Genomic DNA, 15,836 nt, shown 5'->3' on the forward strand with positions numbered 1-15,836 from the left:
CTCCGACGGTCCGCCCTGCACATGCGGTCTATTCACAGCGACCATGACGGGATCGTCCGTCATATGCCAGGGCGACTTTCGGCCGCACCGACCGAGACCCGCCCGGTGGCCCCGCTACCGCACCGCCGGCAGGCCCCGGGCGCGGTCAGGGTCGATGAGCGGTGCCAGCAGGTCCCCGTGCCGCTCCAGCCGCGCCCCCATGTCACCGATCGGGAAGACCAGCTCTCCGGGCGCCCGGCACTGCTCGATCTCCGCCCAGGTGACGGGTGCCGAGACCGCCGGTTCGGGCCGGGCGCGCACCGTGTAGGCGGTGGCGGTCGTCTTCGCCGCCGCGTTCTGGCTGAAGTCGACGAACACCTTCCCCGGCCGCAACGCCCGCGTCATCCGGTGCACGACCAGGTCCGGAAGGTCCTGCTGCGCCTCGACCGCCAGCTTCTTCGCGTACGCCGACACCCGGCCGGCCGGCGTCGGCTCCAGCGGGACGAGCAGGTGCAGCCCCTTCGATCCGGAGGTCTTCCCGTAGGCGGACAGCCCGTCCGCCGCCAGCCGCTCCCGCAGCCAGAGGGCCACCGTGCAGCACTCCACCACGCTCGCGGGCGCACCGGGGTCCAGGTCGAACACCATCCGGTCGGCGGTCCCCGGGGCGTCGGCCCGCCACTGCGGCGTGTGGAACTCCACCACCAGATTGGCCGCCCACATCAACGAGGCCAGATCCTCTACGACCACCTGCCGGGCGGGGCTGCCGCCCTGGTGGGGCACGGCCGTGGTCCGTACCCAGGACGGCGTACCCGGCGGCGGGTTCTTGGTGAAGAAGAGCTGCCCGTCCGGCCCGTCCGGATAGCGCAGGAAGGACACCGGCCGGTCGCGCAGATGCGCCAGCAGGGGCCCGGCCGCGGTGGCCGCGTAGTAGTGGAGCAGCTCGCCCTTCGTGGTGCCGGTGGCCGGATACAGCACCTTGTCGAGATTGCTGAGCGCCAGTCGCCGCCCCTCCACCTCTGTGATCGGCGTCATACGATAAGAATCACACGCTTTTCACGCGCTTTACGGACCTTCAGGTACCTATCCGGACGCAAGGAGTGAACAGTGCGGTCCATCTGGAACGGCGCCATCTCCTTCGGGCTGGTCAGCATCCCGATCAAACTGGTCAACGCCACGGAGAGCCACTCGGTCTCCTTCCGCCAGATCCACCTCGCCGACGGCGGCCGCATCCGCTACCGCAAGGTCTGCGAGATCGACGAGCAGGAGGTCGGTGCCGGCGAGATCGGCAAGGCGTACGAGGACGCCGACGGCACGATGATCCCGATCACCGACGAGGAACTCGGCGCGCTCCCGATCCCCACCGCCAAGACGATCGAGATCGTCGCCTTCGTACCGGCGACCTCGATCGACCCGCTCCAGATGGACGCCGCGTACTACCTCTCCGCCAACGGGGTCCCGGCCGCCAAGCCGTACACCCTGCTGCGGGAGGCGCTGAAGCGGAGCCAGAAGGTCGCCGTGGCGAAATACGCGCTGCGCGGCCGGGAACGGCTCGGCATGCTGCGGGTGGTCGACGACGTGATCGCCATGCACGGTCTGCTCTGGCCGGACGAGATCCGCAGCCCCGAGGGCGCCGCTCCGGAGACCGAGGTCACCGTCCGCGACGCCGAACTCGACCTGGCCGACGCGCTGATGGCCACACTCGGCGAGGTCGACATGGACTCACTGCACGACGACTACCGCGAGGCGGTCGAGCAGCTCATCGCGGCGAAGGCGGAGGGGCGCACCCTGGAACCCGCCGAGGAGGGCGCCCCGGGCGGTGGCAAGGTCATCGACCTCATCGCGGCGCTGGAGAACAGCGTCCGGGCCGCGAAGGAGGCCCGCGGCGAGGAGCCGGAGACCGCCGAGGAACCGACGGGCGCCCGCACCGCCAAGGTCACCTCGCTCGCCGGCCGCAGGAAGTCGGGCGGAACCGGGGCGAAGAAGAAGGCCACGGCGTCCAGCGGGAAGACGGCCGCGAAGAAGTCGACACCGAGCAGGGCACCCGCCAAGAAGACCGCCGCACGGTCGACGTCGAAGGCATCGGCCAAGACGGCGGAGAAGAAGACCACCGCGAAGTCGGGCACCAAGCCGGCGGCGAAGAAGGCGGCCCCCCGCAAGCGCGCCTCGGCCTGACACGCGCCCGAGTTCCTCGGCCCGAGCCGCGCCCTGCCCGGCCGCACCGGGCACCACCGGCCCCACGCGCGACCGGCGGCCGCCCCCGGGCGCAGGCCCGGAGACGACCGCCGATGCGCAGCCACGCATGGCGACGCGGGTCGCCCGTACGCCTACCGTCGGCCGACGGTCGGCGTTCGGGCGACCGTGACGTCAGCGCCTGCGGTACGAGTTCACGTAACCGGCGGCCGGAGTACCGACACCCGTGACGTCGTCGTAGCCCTTGACCGCCTTGAGCGAGGAGTCCTTGCCGAGGCTGCGCAGCGAGGTCAGCAGACCGTCCGACGCGTCGAAGCCGTTGGCGAAGTCGACCCGGGCCACCGCGAGCTCCTGGTTCGGGCCCAGCGGGTAGTCCGTGACGTCGTGGTACGCCTTCGACCCGTACCGGTCGTAGATCACCGGGTTGGCGAAGCCGATCGGCACACCGTTCCGGGCCTGCTGCGCGAGCGCCTGGACACCGGCGATGACCGGCGCGGCCAGGGACGTACCGCCGATGCGGTACTCGTCGTAGCCGAGCGAACCGTCGGGCAGCGTCTGGGTCTGACCGACCAGGAAGCCGGTGTTCGGGTCGGCGACGGCCGCGATGTCCGGAGCCGTGCGCATCCGCTTCTTCCCGTTCGCCTGCGCGAGCGAGTCCGGGACGACGCCGCGCTGGTAGGACGGCTGCTTCACGGTCGAGCTGGTACCGCCGCCCGCACCGGAGGTGTACGCGCCCGGGAAGTTGGTCCAGCTCTTGCCGTCGGCGGAGAGGCCGGCCTTCAGGGTGCCCCAGCCGGTCTCCCACTGGTACGTGTCGTTCTTGCCGACGGCCAGTGAGGTGCCGCCGACGGAGGTGACCCAGGCGGAGTTGGACGGGACGTCGACCTGCTTCGTACCGGTGGACGCGACGTTGTCGCCCGAGTCGCCGGAGGAGAAGTAGAAGCCGATGCCCTCGACCGCGCCCATCTTGAAGACCTGGTCGTACGCGGCCGCGACGTCCGGGGTCTCATTGGCCTCGATGTCGCCCCAGGAGTTGGAGACGATGTCCGCGAGCCGGTGGTCGACGATCTTGTTCAGTGCGTCCAGCAGATCGGCGTCGTAGCAGGAGGCCCCGCCCACGTACACGATGTCGGCATCGGGCGCGACCGCGTGCACGGCCTCGACGTCGAGGGTCTCCTCGCCGTACCAGCCGGAGGCCCCGCACTCCTCGGTCTGGGTGTAGTCCGCGGGCAGCACCTGGCGGAGCTGGCCCTTCCGGTACGGCGCGTCGCCGTTGCGCCTGGCGTACTCCGAGGCGTCCTCGGCGATGGTCGGCGAGGCGTACGCGTCGGTGATGGCGACGGTGACACCCTTTCCGGTCCAGTCGCCCGCACCGTAGGCGGCGCGCAACTGCTTGCCGGTGTAGCCCTTCACGGCGTACGGCACCGTGGACCCGTAGGCGCTCGGCAGCGTCGACGCGACGTTCGAGCCGTAGTACGAGGAGAAGGGACCGGAGTTGCGGAACACCTCGTCCGGCGGCGGCAGCGTGTCGTCGTGGCTGGACTTGTGCGGTGCGTTGTCCAGGCCGGAGACGGCGAGCACGGCAGCGCCCAGCCCGGTGGGCACGGAGGCGTTGGAGGACGGGGCGCGGTAGGTCCGGTTGCCCTTGCGGTAGTTGCGCAGCTGGGTGCCGAACGCCTTCTCGGCGGTGGCGACATCGCCGGTGGCCGAGACGTAGTGCTGGTTGGTGCCGGTGACGGTCAGCCCGGCCGACTCCAGCCACTGGCGGACCTCGGCGACCTGCTGCCGGGTGGCTCCGAACCGGGCCTGCGCCTGCTCGGCGCTGAGGTACTTCCCGTACGAGACGCTCTGCGGGTCGGACACGGCGGCGGCGTAGGCGGCCAGCCCCTTCGCGTCACGGCCGGCCAGGTGCACCCGGATGCTGACCTTGCCGCTGTCGGCCGTGGCACCCCGGTCGGCCGCGTCGGTCGCCCAGGCGGGTTTGGTGCCCTGCAGCGCGTGCCGGCCGCCCGACGCGGAGTCCGCGCTGGCATCCGGTATTCCGAGGGCGAGCGCACCGGCGAGCAGCGGCAGTGTCGCTGCCATGCTCAGCGCGGCGCGATTCCTCGCGCGGCTGGTTCTCATACAACCCCCTGCGATGTGGGTCTACGCGTGTGGAGCATGTGCGGAGTGATGTGCACATGTAATGCGCCACTCTGGCGAGGAACGCCTCATGTAAGGGGCATGCATTCGCCAAGAGTTGACCAAATGGCTTCGAATGTGTGGCAGTTCACGGCGAATCGACGAAAACGCACCGACAGAGGGGCGCCGGACCGCACCGAGCCGGGTGCGGTGCGACGTGGCACCGCACCCGATAAAGTGACCGAGTCGCGACTGGCGCGTACCCCGACCGGGGTGCTCAGTGGAATCGACCACGAGGGAGCGGCACACCCCGGGCCCGTCCGGGGCGTCAACGCCGGAGAGCCGTCCGCCTGGGCATCCGGGTCCACCGCAGCCATGCGACCGACCCGGGAGGATCCCGTGACCGTATCCGTACCGCCGCACACCCGTCATGACGCGCTGACAGCCGTCGACCCGGAGATCGCCGCGCTGGTGGCCTCCGAGGAGCGGCTCCAGGCGGACACCCTGCGTCTGATCCCCAGCGAGAACTACGTCTCCGCCGCCGTACTGGAGGCGTCGGGCACGGTGTTGCAGAACAAGTACTCCGAGGGCTACCCCGGCAAGCGGTACTACGAGGGCCAGCAGAACATCGACCAGGTGGAGACCCTTGCCGTCGAACGGGCCAGGGCGCTCTTCCGGATGGACCACGCCAATGTGCAGCCGTACTCCGGCTCACCCGCCAACCTCGCCGTGTACCTGGCGTTCCTGAAGCCCGGTGACACCGTGCTGGGCATGTCACTGCCGATGGGCGGCCATCTCACGCACGGCTGGGGCGTCTCCGCCACCGGCACATGGTTCCGCGGAGTGCAGTACGGCGTACGCCGTGACACCGGCCGTATCGACCTGGACGAGGTACGCGACCTGGCCCTCGCCGAGCGGCCGAAGCTGATCTTCTGCGGCGGCACGGCCGTGCCCAGGACGATCGACTTCGCGGGGTTCGCCGAGATCGCCCGGGAGGTCGGCGCGGTCCTGGTCGCCGATGTCGCCCACATCGCCGGCCTGATCGCCGGAGGCGCACACCCCTCGCCCGCCCCGTACGCCGACGTCGTCTCCACCACCACCCACAAGACCCTGCGCGGCCCGCGCGGCGCGATGCTGCTGAGCAGGGCGGAACACGCACGCGCCATCGACCGCGCCGTCTTCCCCGGTCTCCAGGGCGGCCCCCACAACCAGACGACCGCATCGATCGCGGTCGCCCTGAAGGAGGCCGCGACCCCCGCCTTCAGCACCTACGCCCACCAGGTGGTCGCCAACGCCCGCGCCCTCGGCGACGAACTGGCGGCCCGCGGCTTCGACCTGGTCTCCGGCGGCACGGACAACCACCTCCTGCTGATCGACCTGACCTCCCGAGGCGTCCCCGGCAAGGTCGCGGCCAAGGCCTTGGACCGGGCCGGAATCGTCGTCAACTACAACACCGTCCCCTACGACCCCCGCAAGCCGTTCGACCCCTCCGGCATCCGCATCGGCACTCCGGCTCTGACCTCCCGGGGCATCCCGACCTCGGAGATGGCCACGGTCGCGGAGTGGATCACCCGTGTGGTCGAGGCGACCCGCACCGACGACGAGCCCGCCGTCGCGAAGGTGCGCGCGGAGGTGAAGGACCTGATGGACCAGTACCCGGCACCGGGGCTGCCGGTGGCCTGACGCGGGGCCGGTGGAGGTCTCCTGACCTCCTGGATCTCGGCGCCCCGGCCGTCGCACGGCGCCACGACCGGGCGTCGCCGGGGCCCGCCATCCGACCCGCTGGACCGATCGGGGGCGGGTCGCGGTGGACCGCGCCTATGCTCACGGGATGGAGCAGAGCGAAGTGGTGAAGCGGGTCGTGGGCATCCTCACGGAGGCGGGCGAGATCCGCCGGCTCCTCGAAGAGAACGTCGACCGTGACGACGTGCAGCCCGATTCGAGCGTGGTGACCGCGCTCCTGAACGAGACGATGCCCCGCATCACGATCCCCGAGGACGCCACGATCGAAGAGGTCGCCGTCCTCGTCGGCCGGGAGGTGGGCGGCGCGGTGGAGCAGTTGGTCGGCGCGTTCACCCTCGCCTTCGCCATGCTGGCCCAGGTGCACGACTCCGGCCAGACGGACGTGTCCTCCGCCGACGTGCTCCAGGACCTGGCGCTGCGGGCGGAACAGATCGGCTCGGGCGGGCCGGAGGACACGGACTCGTAGACCGCGAGGGCGAGCGCTAGCCGGGGGAGGGACACGGCCCCCTTTGTCCTCGTCGTCCTGGGCCGTCAGCCCGGCAGGTCCAGCTCGGCCACGACCGTCTTGCCGACGGGCACGCGATCGAGGACATCCCACCGGTCGGCGAGCGCCTCCACCAGGAGCAGACCCCGGCCGGTCTCCGCCAACGGCGGCATCGGCGGGCGTGGCGCGCCCGGGGCGGGAGGCCGGAGTTCGCCCCGGGTGTCGGAGACCGCGATACGCAGGGTCCGGCCGAGGATCTCGGCGGCGACCTCGAAGTCCCGGCCGGCGACACGGCCGTGCGTGACGGCGTTGGCGGCGAGCTCCGCGACGAGCAGGGCGGCGGTGTCGGACGCCTCACTGCCGTACGGCACGCCCCACGCGTCGAGCTGGTGCACCACGAGCCGACGGGCGAGGCGTGCGCCACGCGGGGTGGAGCTGAAGCGCTGGGTGAACACACCTGCGGTGACCGGAACGTGACGGATGGCGGAGGGGATGGGGAGCGGTGTCATGCGCCCAATTGGGCGGTATATCCGGGCCGTTCGCCAGGAGGGACTCGCGTACGCCCCATCGGTGTACGCACGCGCAGCGCCTGTGGGCGGCGCCAAAGGGAGAGGTGCCCTCGGCAGCCGACGGCCGGCGGATGCGCACCGCCGACTCGATGTCGCGCTTGATGTGGCTGGTCATCTCGGACAACCGGCTCTGTGCCCGGGACTCGGGCGGCCCGAGGTCGGGTACCGGATGGAACTCGCCGAGGCGCAGCCAGGAGGGTCTCACATACGGGCGCTCAGCTGCAGGTCAAGCAGGTGGCGTAGACGAGCGGAGGCACCACGAAGGGTTCCGAGCCTCCTCACCTCGTCCACCTCAAGTTCCGGCCGGTCTGCGAGAGCGAGCACGGCAGCATAGGGGCGCTTGCCCTCCTCGAGCTTTGCCGCAACGGCATCGAGAACCGCTCGAAGAACAACGGAATCCGCGCTGGGATGCTCTGCCAGCAGACGAAGAAGCTTGTTGTCGTTCCAGACGCTGTCTCGGGCCGCGCTCAGTTCCTGGAGAGCTTCGGGCGGGGTGTGAGGGTTGGCGGCCAGGGCTTGCCAGACGAAAGGGTAAGGACATTGCGCGAGGCGTTGCAGGACGAATCTGTCTCTCTCGTCATGCGCCAGCGCGAGGTACTCGGCAGGTGTGGGCATGAGGATGGCCTCTCAAGATCACGGGAGCCATCATGCTGCCACCGCCCCTTCGCCGTAGCGAGCTCCGGGCCGGTCATGCCGCCCTACCCGTCTCAACCATCACTCACGGGATAGGTCTTCGGTCGCGTATTTCGTGGTCAGGGGCTGTGCATCAGGTTGCGGAGGTTGGCGACGAGGGCTGCGACATCGCGGCCACCTTGATCCGGCGTCTCCGCGTCGGGTGATTCCGGTTTCTGGTGGGTGGCGTGGCAGGGGGTGCAGAGGCCGTCCGGGAGTGCCTCGGCCGGGCCGGGTCGGCCGCATTCGGTGCACTCGACGAGGAGGTGGTGTACGGGGGTGCCGGGCAGGCCGGGGGGAGGTGCGGTGGGCAGGTGAGGCGGCATCTTGTCGGTGAGACGGCGGCGCATCAGGCCGATGGGGGATGCGACCTGCTCGGGAAGTCCGGCGGTGAGGGCCGAGGTCAGGTAGTCGGTGCTGACGCCACGTGCGAGCCAGGCGGCGGCGAGTGGTTCCAGGGTGGTGCAGTCGGCGGCGGAGAGTGCCAGGCGGGGTTCGCGGCGACCGAGTTCGGCCAGGGCGAGATAGGCGGGGGAGGGGGCCGTAGCGGCCGGAGAGGCGGCTGCGACCGGCCTGCGTTTAGGCGTCTGGGGTACCGGCGGGTTCGGGCCGGTGGGCGCTGCAATGCCCGCTTCCAGAGGTGACTCGGCGGTGCGTTGCCGAGGGACGAACGGTTCGGGCCCCGTCTCGGTTGCGGGTTCGGTTGCATGCTCCGACGTGGCGGATCTGCTCGCGAGGTGGGCGGCCCACCACTCGTTGTCGTGGGCGGTGCGTGACCAGTAGGTGACCGTCACCCAACGGCACTGGTCGTCTCGCTGCACGTGGCGGCGTACGCGGCGCAGGTGTCCGGCGACGGCGAGAGCGCGCAGGGCCGTGCCGATGCCCATCTGGCCGTACAGGGGGAGGTCTTGGGCGAGGGACTTGATGTCCATGGCGGCACCGTCGGGGAGGCGGTCGATGTACCCGGCGACGTACCGCTCACGCTCCGGCAGGAAGGCGAAGTCGTCCACGCTGGGATGGCTTTGGCTGGGTACGGACTGCTTGCCGTAGCCCGCGGGGGCCATGCGGGGCGAGCGGGGGGCTGCGGGGGTGGGGAGCGTGGAGCTAGGCTGCTGAATAGCCACGAGATCGTCTTTCTTTGGGTGTCGATCTTGGGTGAGACCCCGGCCGGTGCTGTGAACACTGCGTCGGGGTCGATTCGTTGAGGGCACCGTAAGCAGCCGCGACCCTCCGCCACAACTCGCTCACGAATAGTCATACTTGCTGGCCGTGACGGGGGTGGGGAGGGAGGCAGGGTTTACCCAACCCCCCTTACCTACCTGCCAGTTGAACTGCACCGCTCGAATCCCGGACCTTGGCTCTCGACCCTCGAATCCCGAAGCTCAAGCGTCGGCTCGCACGCCTCTCGCGGTCCTCCGAAAGAGTGATGGGGTGGTGTGCGCGGCTCGAATCCCGAGACTCGGGACCCGAGTTCCGGGGCCGCCGCCCAGGCTCCCGTAAAGCTCGGCGCCCTCGGTCAAGGCGGGTCGCCGCGCGCTTCCAGCTCCCCGCCGTGCGTACGCTATGGAAGCGTACGCACACGCTCGGTGGTGTCTTCGCGGCCGCGGGGTAGGTCGGCGCGGCAAGGTCAGAAGCGGTACGGCGGGGTGGGTGCGCGCGAAAGGTGGCCGACTGTGGCCTACGAGAACATGGACGACGACACTGCGGAAACGGTGGCGGGAGGAACGGGCGCGGGAGGCGGCCCCGAGCCCGGGGTGTCGGACAGCCTGCGCACGTTTGGTGCGTTTGTCCAGGCATTGCGGGAGCACGCGGGCTTCTCGCGTGAGGAGTTCGGCGAACACGTGCGTTTTTCCAAGCACACGGTCGCCTCGATCGAGCAGGGCCGCCGGATGCCGGACCGCGACTTCGTGGAACGTGCGGAGGCGGCGCTCGGGAACACCGGCGCGCTACGAAAAGCAGCTCCACATCTCACGCGGCAGGTGGGGCTTGCGAGTTGGTTCCGGCAGTGGGCCCGGCTGGAGGCCACTGCGATCAGCCTGTACACGTACGAATGCCGGGTCGTGCCCGGCCTGTTGCAGACAGAGGCGTACGCGCGAGCGGTGTCGCTGAACGTCCCGCCGCTGCCCGACCCGGAGGAGCTGGAGCAGCGGATCGCGGCGCGACTAGCGCGACAGGAACTCCTGGCGGTCACCCGGAAACCGCCGACTGCGTTCAGCTTCATCGTGGAGCAGGCGGTGCTGGAGCGGTGGACGGGCGGAGAGGCGGTGACGCGTGAACAGCTCGATCGACTACTGGAGTTGATCGAGCGGAACTGGAACGTGGAGTTTCAGGTGATGCCGACGCGGCAGCCGTCGCACGCGGGGATGGACGGGCCGATGCGTCTGGCCGAGACTCCGGACAATCAGTGGTTCGCGTACTCCGAAGGGCAGCAGAACGGGCGGCTGATCGCCAGCCCAAAAGAGATCAGCCTGCTCCAGCAGCGGTATGCGAAACTGCGCTCGCAGGCCTTGACCCCTGAGGACTCCCTGGGCCTGCTGAAGCGAATGCGAGGAGCGCTATGAGCACGTCCGAACTGACCTGGTTCAAGAGCAGTTACAGCGGCTCGCAGGGCGACGACTGCGTTGAGGTGGCGAAGGGTGTACAGGCGATCCACGTCCGGGACTCCAAGGACCAGCGGAGCCCCGAACTCGCCCTCTCCCTCACCGCGTGGAGCGACTTCATCACCTACACCGCGCAGGGCTGACCCTCACGACAGCCGCCCCGCGCCGGAGCTCGGGTGCGGGGCACTGCTGTTCACCGGGCGGGCAGCGTACGGAGAGCCGATCTTCGCAATCTCCTCGATGAGGGGTGCCAGGTGATCTCGGGGCGTGCCGGCCTGGGGGTTTGGCTGGCGCGTGGTTACGCAATCGCAGGTCGGCCCGCTACTCATACCGGTACTTCAGCGAATCCGCCTCCGTCTGCTCGATGTCGGCGATGGTCAGCTCCGGCATCCGCAGCTGGGCCAGCGTCACCTCGGCCGAGGTCGGCTGGGCGTCCGCCGGCAGCCACTGCTCCGGCTTCCAGGCCCCGCTGCGCAGGAGAGACTTGGGACAGTGCGGGTAGACCTCCTCGATCCCCACCACCAGCGCACTGGCCGGCGGCTTGCCCACGGCAGTCAGCTGCGACAGCAGTTCCGGGCGGGTGGAGACGCAGGCCCGGCCGTTCACTCTGAGCGTCGTGGTACGCCCCGGTATGACGAACAGCAGCCCGGCCCGCCCGGTGGCGACGACGTTCTGCAGGGTGTCCAGACGCTTGTTGCCGGTCGCATCCGGTATCGCCACCGTCCGCGAGTCCAGGACGGTGACGAACCCGGCGGGGCCGCCGCGCGGGGAAACGTCACAGTTGCCCTCGGTGTCCGCGCTGGCGACCAGGACCAGCGATGAGCATCCGATCAACCGCCGGGTCTGCTCGGTGAGTTCGGTCATCTGCTTGCGCACGGCCGCGTTGTTGGGGAGTGCGTAGGCCCGGCGCAGCCCCTCCTCGTCGCGCACGGCGTCGAGGCGGAGCGAGTCGAAGGCACTGCCGGCAAGGAGAGGTGTCATGTCCCGACCCTAATGGGCCGACCTGCGGTTGATCGTGGTCGCTGAGTGCACGGACATGGGGACGTAGAGACACCCGCGCGGTCGGCGGCCCAGCCTGTCGGGGAGTGAAGGGCAGGCCCTTGGCGACCAGCGCGGGGAGTGACTTCATCGCCTACGCCACCCAAAGCTGACCTTCACGGCGGACGCCCGTGCCGGATGCGTCCGGCACGGGTGCCCGCCCTTCACTGGGCCCTGTTCGCAGATGTCCCGGCTTCCGCCCGAACCTCGGGCCGGATGCGCCGGGCTCGCCGGCTCCATACCGTGTGTCCCACGAGAGCTGCGGCGACCATGACTGCGGCAACGCGAATCGAATTCCAGGTCATGGCGACAATCGCCCCCTGTGAATCTGCTTCCGTGCTCAAGCGCTGAGAAGTCTCAAAGAACGCGATCAACGGGACAAGCAACCTGAACGGTAGGCCACTGATGCTGGGCGTTCTTGCCACGTTCCCCATAAGCCCCAACGGGGCGCCGAAGATGAAAGCCGCTATTCCCCAGGCCAGGATCCTGGAAGCGAGTTCGTCTACGGGGCCGCGGGAGATGACCACGGCTCCAGCCGGTATGGCAGGGCTCAAGAACTTGAAGAGGTAGTAGACGACCACGCCGATGGCCAACCCCGAGGATGCCAACAGCGTCGACTCGATCTTGGATCGGCGGGAATAACCGACAAGGAAAGCAAAACAGGCCCACGACCAGCCTCCGGAAAATATCAGCGCCACCACATGGCACATCGGGTTGCTGAATTTGTCCGCAAGTGGGCCAATTGTGCCAAGTGTTGCGCCCAGTCCGAGGGTGGCCGCGACGGGAACTACGCGAGCGCATGGAAAATGCATGGTTTTCCCTCTTCTGTGGCTAACGTAGCGGTTTGAATGGCGGTGCTTATCGGCTCCATTATTGAATAGGAGGGGGAAATTACGGCCTCACGTCCCGCTACTCACAGGGGCGACAGTGGCGGCAGCGGTGTGCGCCACGGGGCCCTCCGAGCGAGGTGCCGAGCGGGAGGTAAGGTGACCCTAAGTTACCTGCCCCGTCGTTCGGAGTCCCTCTCGTGATCACGTCCGCGCCGCCTCAGGACGCCCCGCGCCGACCGCCGAGGATCGCGCGCCCGGACCGGCTGCCGAGGCTTGCCGCGCCCGGGTTCCGGCTGCCCGGCCCGGGCGGGACCGAGGAGTTCTGGGCCGCCGTGGGCTCCAGCGGCACCCCGGTCATCTCGCCGGACCCCGAAGGCAGCGAGGAGCATCGGGCGGTGACCTTTCTGTGGCGTGGCACCCCCGCCACCCGTGCGGTCCAGGTCCTCCCGAACAAGCTCGGTGACCCTGGGGCACCCGAGGGCAACCTGATGGAGCAGGTACCCGGCACGGACGTCTGGCACTGGTCGCTGCGCCTGCGCCACGACTGGCGCGGCACCTACGACTTCTACGTCGACGAGGGGGACGGCCCTCAGCACGGTACCCCCGCGTACTGGCAGTGGCTGCGTACCCAACGCCGCTCCGACCCGCTCAACCCCCTCACGCTGCCTCGCCGTTGGAGCGGGGACCCGGTCTCCAGTGCCGAACTCCCGGCTGCCCCCGACGCCCGGGACTGGCAGCCGAGGCCGGATACGGCCCGGGGCCGGGTCGTCGTCCACGACGTGCCCACCGAGAGCCTCGGCGGCCGTCGTCGCATAGGGCTGTACGAACCTCCCCTGCCGGCAGGGCATTCCGCCGGACTGCCGGTGCTCGTTCTCCTCGACGGCGAGCACTGGCAGCAGAACCTGGGCCTGGCGCACCTGCTGGACAACCTGATCGCGGACGGGCGCATCCCGCCCCTCGTTGCCCTGCTCCCGGATTCCGTGGACGCCGAAACCCGGTGGGCGGAGATGACGTGCCGTCCGGAGTTCGCCGCCTTCCTCGCGAACGAGCTGCTGCCCTGGGCGGCCGCCCGGATTCCGATCACGGACGACCCCGCGCGCACCGTCGTCGCCGGGCAGAGCCTCGGCGGACTGGCCGCCGCCCACGCGGCCCTCTCCGCCCCAAGACGCTTCGGCAACGTCCTCGCGCAGTCGGGTTCCTTCTGGTGGCCCGACGGTCCCGGGGCCGAGTGGCTCACCGACCAGATCGCGCGCGGCCCGCGCCTCCCGGTCCGCTTCCGGCTCTCCTTCGGCAAGCAGGAATGGGTGGCCCTCCCGGCCGCCCGCCGACTCCGGGACACCCTCGCGGCAGCCGGCTACGACGACGCCTCCTACCGTGAGTTCAACGGCGGCCACGACTACCTGTGCTGGCGCACCGAACTCGCCGACGGCCTGGTGGACCTGCTGTCCCCGGCCGCGACCGGGCCGGGAGTAGCGGGCGCCATGCCGTGACCGGGCCACGGGGCGGCGGGTTCGGTCAAAGAGGAAGTTTCACGGCGAGGCGTCGTGCCCGGCTGCTCTCAACCGCATTCGGACTGTCGCCATACGAGTATTACGGTGCCTTCGTGGCAAAGGTGCGCATCACCTCCCGCCCGCCCATGCTCGGAGCCGTCACGGAGGTGGCCGAGCGGGCTGGAAGCAGCGTTGAGGTCCTACTCGGCCACTGTGCGCAATGCATCGACGGGCGTCAGGAGATCGCCAACCGGAAGATTGAAGATATCCTGCGAACATAAGGGAACTGGGCCGCTCGGCGAACAGCCCCCAGCCTTCACGGGCTGGGGGCTTCGGCGTGTACTGGCCGCACTTTCTAAGCCGCTGGTTACTGGATGCACCTGTCGCTTCGTTTTCCCTCTCCCTGATGTACGGGCGCCACAGGAGATCCGTCCGGTTTGCCCTCTACGCACGGACGGGCGGAGTGCTGACCCTCGCTATATGGGGGCTTCGAAGAAGTCGATGCGCAGGCTGGGCGGGGCCCGGCTGTTGTGTCCGTACTGCGGTCTGCCGCAGGAACGGGTGGCGACGATCGAACACGACTGGGTCCTGTTGGAGCCGGAACACGGCTCCGCTCGCCCACGTGGTGCCGGCGGAGTATCGGTGGATCGAGACGTCCGACGGCCGGGTGGCGGTGTATGGCGTCTGGCCTCCCGATCCGTTCCAGCGATGCCGCATCGAACATCGTCTGGCCTGTCCCGAGCAAGCCTTGCCGGACCTGTGGCCGTAGTTGACGTGTCGGCGAGAGGAGAACGCGCGGCAGGCCGAGCCGCTGAACGAGCCCGAGCCGCCCCCCGAGGAGCGGCCGGACGCCTGATGACGGGCATCGGCTGTATTACTGGTCTGACCTGAGGCGACGCATCCAAGATGCTGTCCACCGGTAGTCCACAGTGCTCGTGACCGGGCCGCCCAGGGCCGCATACGCCTGCGCGTACGCGAATACCCCGGCCCCAGCGTTTCCACTGGTGACGGGATCTTTGGGCACCTCCTGCAAGGTGCTCCCGGCGGGGCACTCGGAGCATGGGGGCGGGCAGAATCTCTGGTCGACGGCGGGCATGGTGTGCATGGTGTGCATCGCCTCGGCCGCGTTCTTCCTGTACACGTACCGGCTCTGGTACGGGCACATGATCGAGGCGGCGGCCCCCGCGACGCTCTTCACGGCGATCCTGATGGGCATGTGCCTCGGCTTCCTGCCGCACAACATGCACCCGGCCCGGATCTTCATGGGTGACTCGGGTTCGATGCTGATCGGTCTGGTGCTGGCGGCCGGTGCGATCTCGGTCACGGGGCAGGTCGATCCGGACACGATGAGGGCCTTGGGCGAAGCCCCCATGCCCAGACAACGCTGAACTTCTGACGCGGACACGGCCACCAGAACCGATCCACCTCATTGCGTCGGCCACGCCGCTTCCGACGGTCCGGGACCGGCGACAGCCTGCTGGCCGGTGAAGACTCCATTGTGATGGGTTCGACAGCCAGCTCCCTCTCCCACAGCGGCAGGTCGTTCAGCTGGTCAAGGGCGGGGCTGATCGGGGTAGATGCGGACACGAGCGCGACTCCTGTGACGATCTTTGACCTAGAGACCTGAAAGATCGTCAGGAGTCGCGCTTGCGCTGCAACCAGCACTCTCATCACCCAGGCAAAGCCGACCGAACCGAATCAAAGATCAACTACGCCGGGGCCGTGACCTTGCCTACTCTTCTCCAGAGCCATCGGCCCGCGAATGGAGGGAGCAATACTGCGAATACATGCGAGCGAGCGCTATCACGTCATCTCGTACCGCCAGGAATTCGACCAGGAGAGAGAGCAGCAGCTCTACGGCCTCTTGTTCTTGCTTTGAGGTCGCTTTGTTCAGCTTGCTCCAGCCCCACGACTCGACGTCGGGCAGTGCCTCATCAAGGACGAGCGCCTGCCATCCGAAGCTGGAGCGTTCCCCCTTGCGCACGACCAGCCACTCGGTGAAACCACGCATCAGCCCACCAGAGCAGGCTTCATTGTATCCGATGAGAAACATGACCGCACCGTTGTATGAACCGTTGAGGCCGTAGAGTCCCGGCCGGGATCTAACACATTCGAAGAAC

14 protein-coding genes and 1 pseudogene are annotated in these 15,836 nt (G+C 69.1%); 8 read left to right on the forward strand and 7 right to left on the reverse strand.

The window, feature by feature from the left end:
• Positions 1-114: 114 nt before the first annotated feature.
• Positions 115-1,011, reverse strand: coding sequence for a non-homologous end-joining DNA ligase (gene ligD, locus AB0L71_RS06335; RefSeq protein ID WP_365238602.1), 897 nt, complete (start codon positions 1,009-1,011; stop codon positions 115-117).
• Positions 1,012-1,083: 72 nt separating this feature from the next.
• On the opposite strand from ligD, the gene AB0L71_RS06340 reads away from it, so the two are divergent.
• Positions 1,084-2,151, forward strand: coding sequence for a Ku protein (locus tag AB0L71_RS06340; RefSeq protein WP_365238605.1), 1,068 nt, complete (start codon positions 1,084-1,086; stop codon positions 2,149-2,151).
• 192 nt (positions 2,152-2,343) lie between these two features.
• Here the strand turns inward: AB0L71_RS06340 and AB0L71_RS06345 are convergent, their stop codons facing one another.
• Positions 2,344-4,293 (reverse strand): S53 family peptidase, encoded by a 1,950-nt coding sequence (locus tag AB0L71_RS06345; RefSeq protein WP_365238608.1) that lies wholly within the window; start codon positions 4,291-4,293, stop codon positions 2,344-2,346.
• Positions 4,294-4,665: 372 nt separating this feature from the next.
• Here AB0L71_RS06345 and glyA point away from each other — a divergent pair, with 372 nt between their 5' ends.
• Entirely contained in the window at positions 4,666-5,973 is a 1,308-nt protein-coding gene (gene glyA / locus AB0L71_RS06350) for a serine hydroxymethyltransferase (protein ID WP_365239098.1), read from the forward strand.
• Between the two features lie 148 nt (positions 5,974-6,121).
• Positions 6,122-6,499: a hypothetical protein gene (locus AB0L71_RS06355; RefSeq protein WP_365238611.1), complete on the forward strand. Its 378-nt coding sequence runs from the start codon at positions 6,122-6,124 to the stop codon at positions 6,497-6,499.
• A gap of 65 nt (positions 6,500-6,564) precedes the next feature.
• On the opposite strand, the gene AB0L71_RS06360 is transcribed toward AB0L71_RS06355, so the two are convergent.
• The 3 genes from AB0L71_RS06360 to AB0L71_RS06370 all read right to left on the reverse strand — a co-directional run bounded on the left by AB0L71_RS06360 (position 6,565) and on the right by AB0L71_RS06370 (position 8,882).
• Positions 6,565-7,026, reverse strand: a complete 462-nt coding sequence (locus AB0L71_RS06360) for an ATP-binding protein (RefSeq protein ID WP_365238613.1) — start codon at positions 7,024-7,026, stop codon at positions 6,565-6,567.
• 261 nt (positions 7,027-7,287) lie between these two features.
• A complete protein-coding gene (locus tag AB0L71_RS06365) occupies positions 7,288-7,701 on the reverse strand; it encodes a hypothetical protein (RefSeq protein WP_365238615.1) in 414 nt (137 codons plus the stop codon).
• Between the two features lie 137 nt (positions 7,702-7,838).
• Positions 7,839-8,882 carry a MarR family transcriptional regulator gene (locus AB0L71_RS06370; protein WP_365238618.1) on the reverse strand — a complete coding sequence of 348 codons (1,044 nt, stop codon included), beginning with the start codon at positions 8,880-8,882 and terminating at the stop codon, positions 7,839-7,841.
• Between the two features lie 564 nt (positions 8,883-9,446).
• Between AB0L71_RS06370 and AB0L71_RS06375 the strand changes: the two genes are divergently transcribed.
• Together AB0L71_RS06375 and AB0L71_RS06380 are read left to right on the forward strand one after the other, a co-directional pair.
• Positions 9,447-10,319 (forward strand): helix-turn-helix transcriptional regulator, encoded by an 873-nt coding sequence (locus AB0L71_RS06375; protein WP_365239101.1) that lies wholly within the window; start codon positions 9,447-9,449, stop codon positions 10,317-10,319.
• Complete coding sequence (locus AB0L71_RS06380) at positions 10,316-10,501, forward strand: DUF397 domain-containing protein (protein WP_365238620.1); 186 nt, start codon at positions 10,316-10,318, stop codon at positions 10,499-10,501. The genes AB0L71_RS06375 and AB0L71_RS06380 overlap by 4 nt, the downstream gene beginning before the upstream one ends.
• 178 nt (positions 10,502-10,679) lie before the next feature.
• Here AB0L71_RS06380 and AB0L71_RS06385 read toward each other — a convergent pair whose 3' ends face one another.
• Positions 10,680-11,339, reverse strand: a complete 660-nt coding sequence (locus AB0L71_RS06385) for an MSMEG_1061 family FMN-dependent PPOX-type flavoprotein (protein WP_365238623.1) — start codon at positions 11,337-11,339, stop codon at positions 10,680-10,682.
• 1,084 nt (positions 11,340-12,423) lie between these two features.
• Between AB0L71_RS06385 and fes the strand changes: the two genes are divergently transcribed.
• The 3 genes and pseudogenes from fes to AB0L71_RS06400 all read left to right on the forward strand — a co-directional run.
• Positions 12,424-13,716 (forward strand): enterochelin esterase, encoded by a 1,293-nt coding sequence (gene fes, locus AB0L71_RS06390; RefSeq protein ID WP_365238626.1) that lies wholly within the window; start codon positions 12,424-12,426, stop codon positions 13,714-13,716.
• Between the two features lie 406 nt (positions 13,717-14,122).
• Positions 14,123-14,485 (forward strand): DUF6083 domain-containing protein, encoded by a 363-nt coding sequence (locus tag AB0L71_RS06395; protein ID WP_365239104.1) that lies wholly within the window; start codon positions 14,123-14,125, stop codon positions 14,483-14,485.
• Positions 14,486-14,819: 334 nt separating this feature from the next.
• Positions 14,820-15,068, forward strand: a pseudogene (locus tag AB0L71_RS06400) (undecaprenyl/decaprenyl-phosphate alpha-N-acetylglucosaminyl 1-phosphate transferase); the annotation flags it as partial.
• Between the two features lie 380 nt (positions 15,069-15,448).
• Here the strand turns inward: AB0L71_RS06400 and AB0L71_RS06405 are convergent.
• Entirely contained in the window at positions 15,449-15,769 is a 321-nt protein-coding gene (locus tag AB0L71_RS06405; protein WP_365238628.1) for a hypothetical protein, read from the reverse strand.
• Positions 15,770-15,836: the final 67 nt, after the last annotated feature.

This window comes from Streptomyces sp. NPDC052052 (assembly GCF_040680455.1).
In the GTDB taxonomy this organism is placed as follows: domain Bacteria; phylum Actinomycetota; class Actinomycetes; order Streptomycetales; family Streptomycetaceae; genus Streptomyces.

What these genes read in the sequence shown, in the direction of transcription:
- ligD (WP_365238602.1), bottom strand. Translation starts at nt 1,011, where the DNA reads ATGACGCCGATCACAGAGGTGGAGGGGCGGCGACTGGCGCTCAGCAAT.
- AB0L71_RS06345 (WP_365238608.1), bottom strand. Translation starts at nt 4,293, where the DNA reads ATGAGAACCAGCCGCGCGAGGAATCGCGCCGCGCTGAGCATGGCAGCG.
- glyA (WP_365239098.1), top strand. Translation starts at nt 4,666, where the DNA reads ATGCGACCGACCCGGGAGGATCCCGTGACCGTATCCGTACCGCCGCAC.
- AB0L71_RS06355 (WP_365238611.1), top strand. Translation starts at nt 6,122, where the DNA reads ATGGAGCAGAGCGAAGTGGTGAAGCGGGTCGTGGGCATCCTCACGGAG.
- AB0L71_RS06360 (WP_365238613.1), bottom strand. Translation starts at nt 7,026, where the DNA reads ATGACACCGCTCCCCATCCCCTCCGCCATCCGTCACGTTCCGGTCACC.
- AB0L71_RS06365 (WP_365238615.1), bottom strand. Translation starts at nt 7,701, where the DNA reads ATGCCCACACCTGCCGAGTACCTCGCGCTGGCGCATGACGAGAGAGAC.
- AB0L71_RS06375 (WP_365239101.1), top strand. Translation starts at nt 9,447, where the DNA reads ATGGACGACGACACTGCGGAAACGGTGGCGGGAGGAACGGGCGCGGGA.
- AB0L71_RS06380 (WP_365238620.1), top strand. Translation starts at nt 10,316, where the DNA reads ATGAGCACGTCCGAACTGACCTGGTTCAAGAGCAGTTACAGCGGCTCG.
- AB0L71_RS06385 (WP_365238623.1), bottom strand. Translation starts at nt 11,339, where the DNA reads ATGACACCTCTCCTTGCCGGCAGTGCCTTCGACTCGCTCCGCCTCGAC.
- AB0L71_RS06395 (WP_365239104.1), top strand. Translation starts at nt 14,123, where the DNA reads ATGTACGGGCGCCACAGGAGATCCGTCCGGTTTGCCCTCTACGCACGG.
- AB0L71_RS06405 (WP_365238628.1), bottom strand. Translation starts at nt 15,769, where the DNA reads ATGTTTCTCATCGGATACAATGAAGCCTGCTCTGGTGGGCTGATGCGT.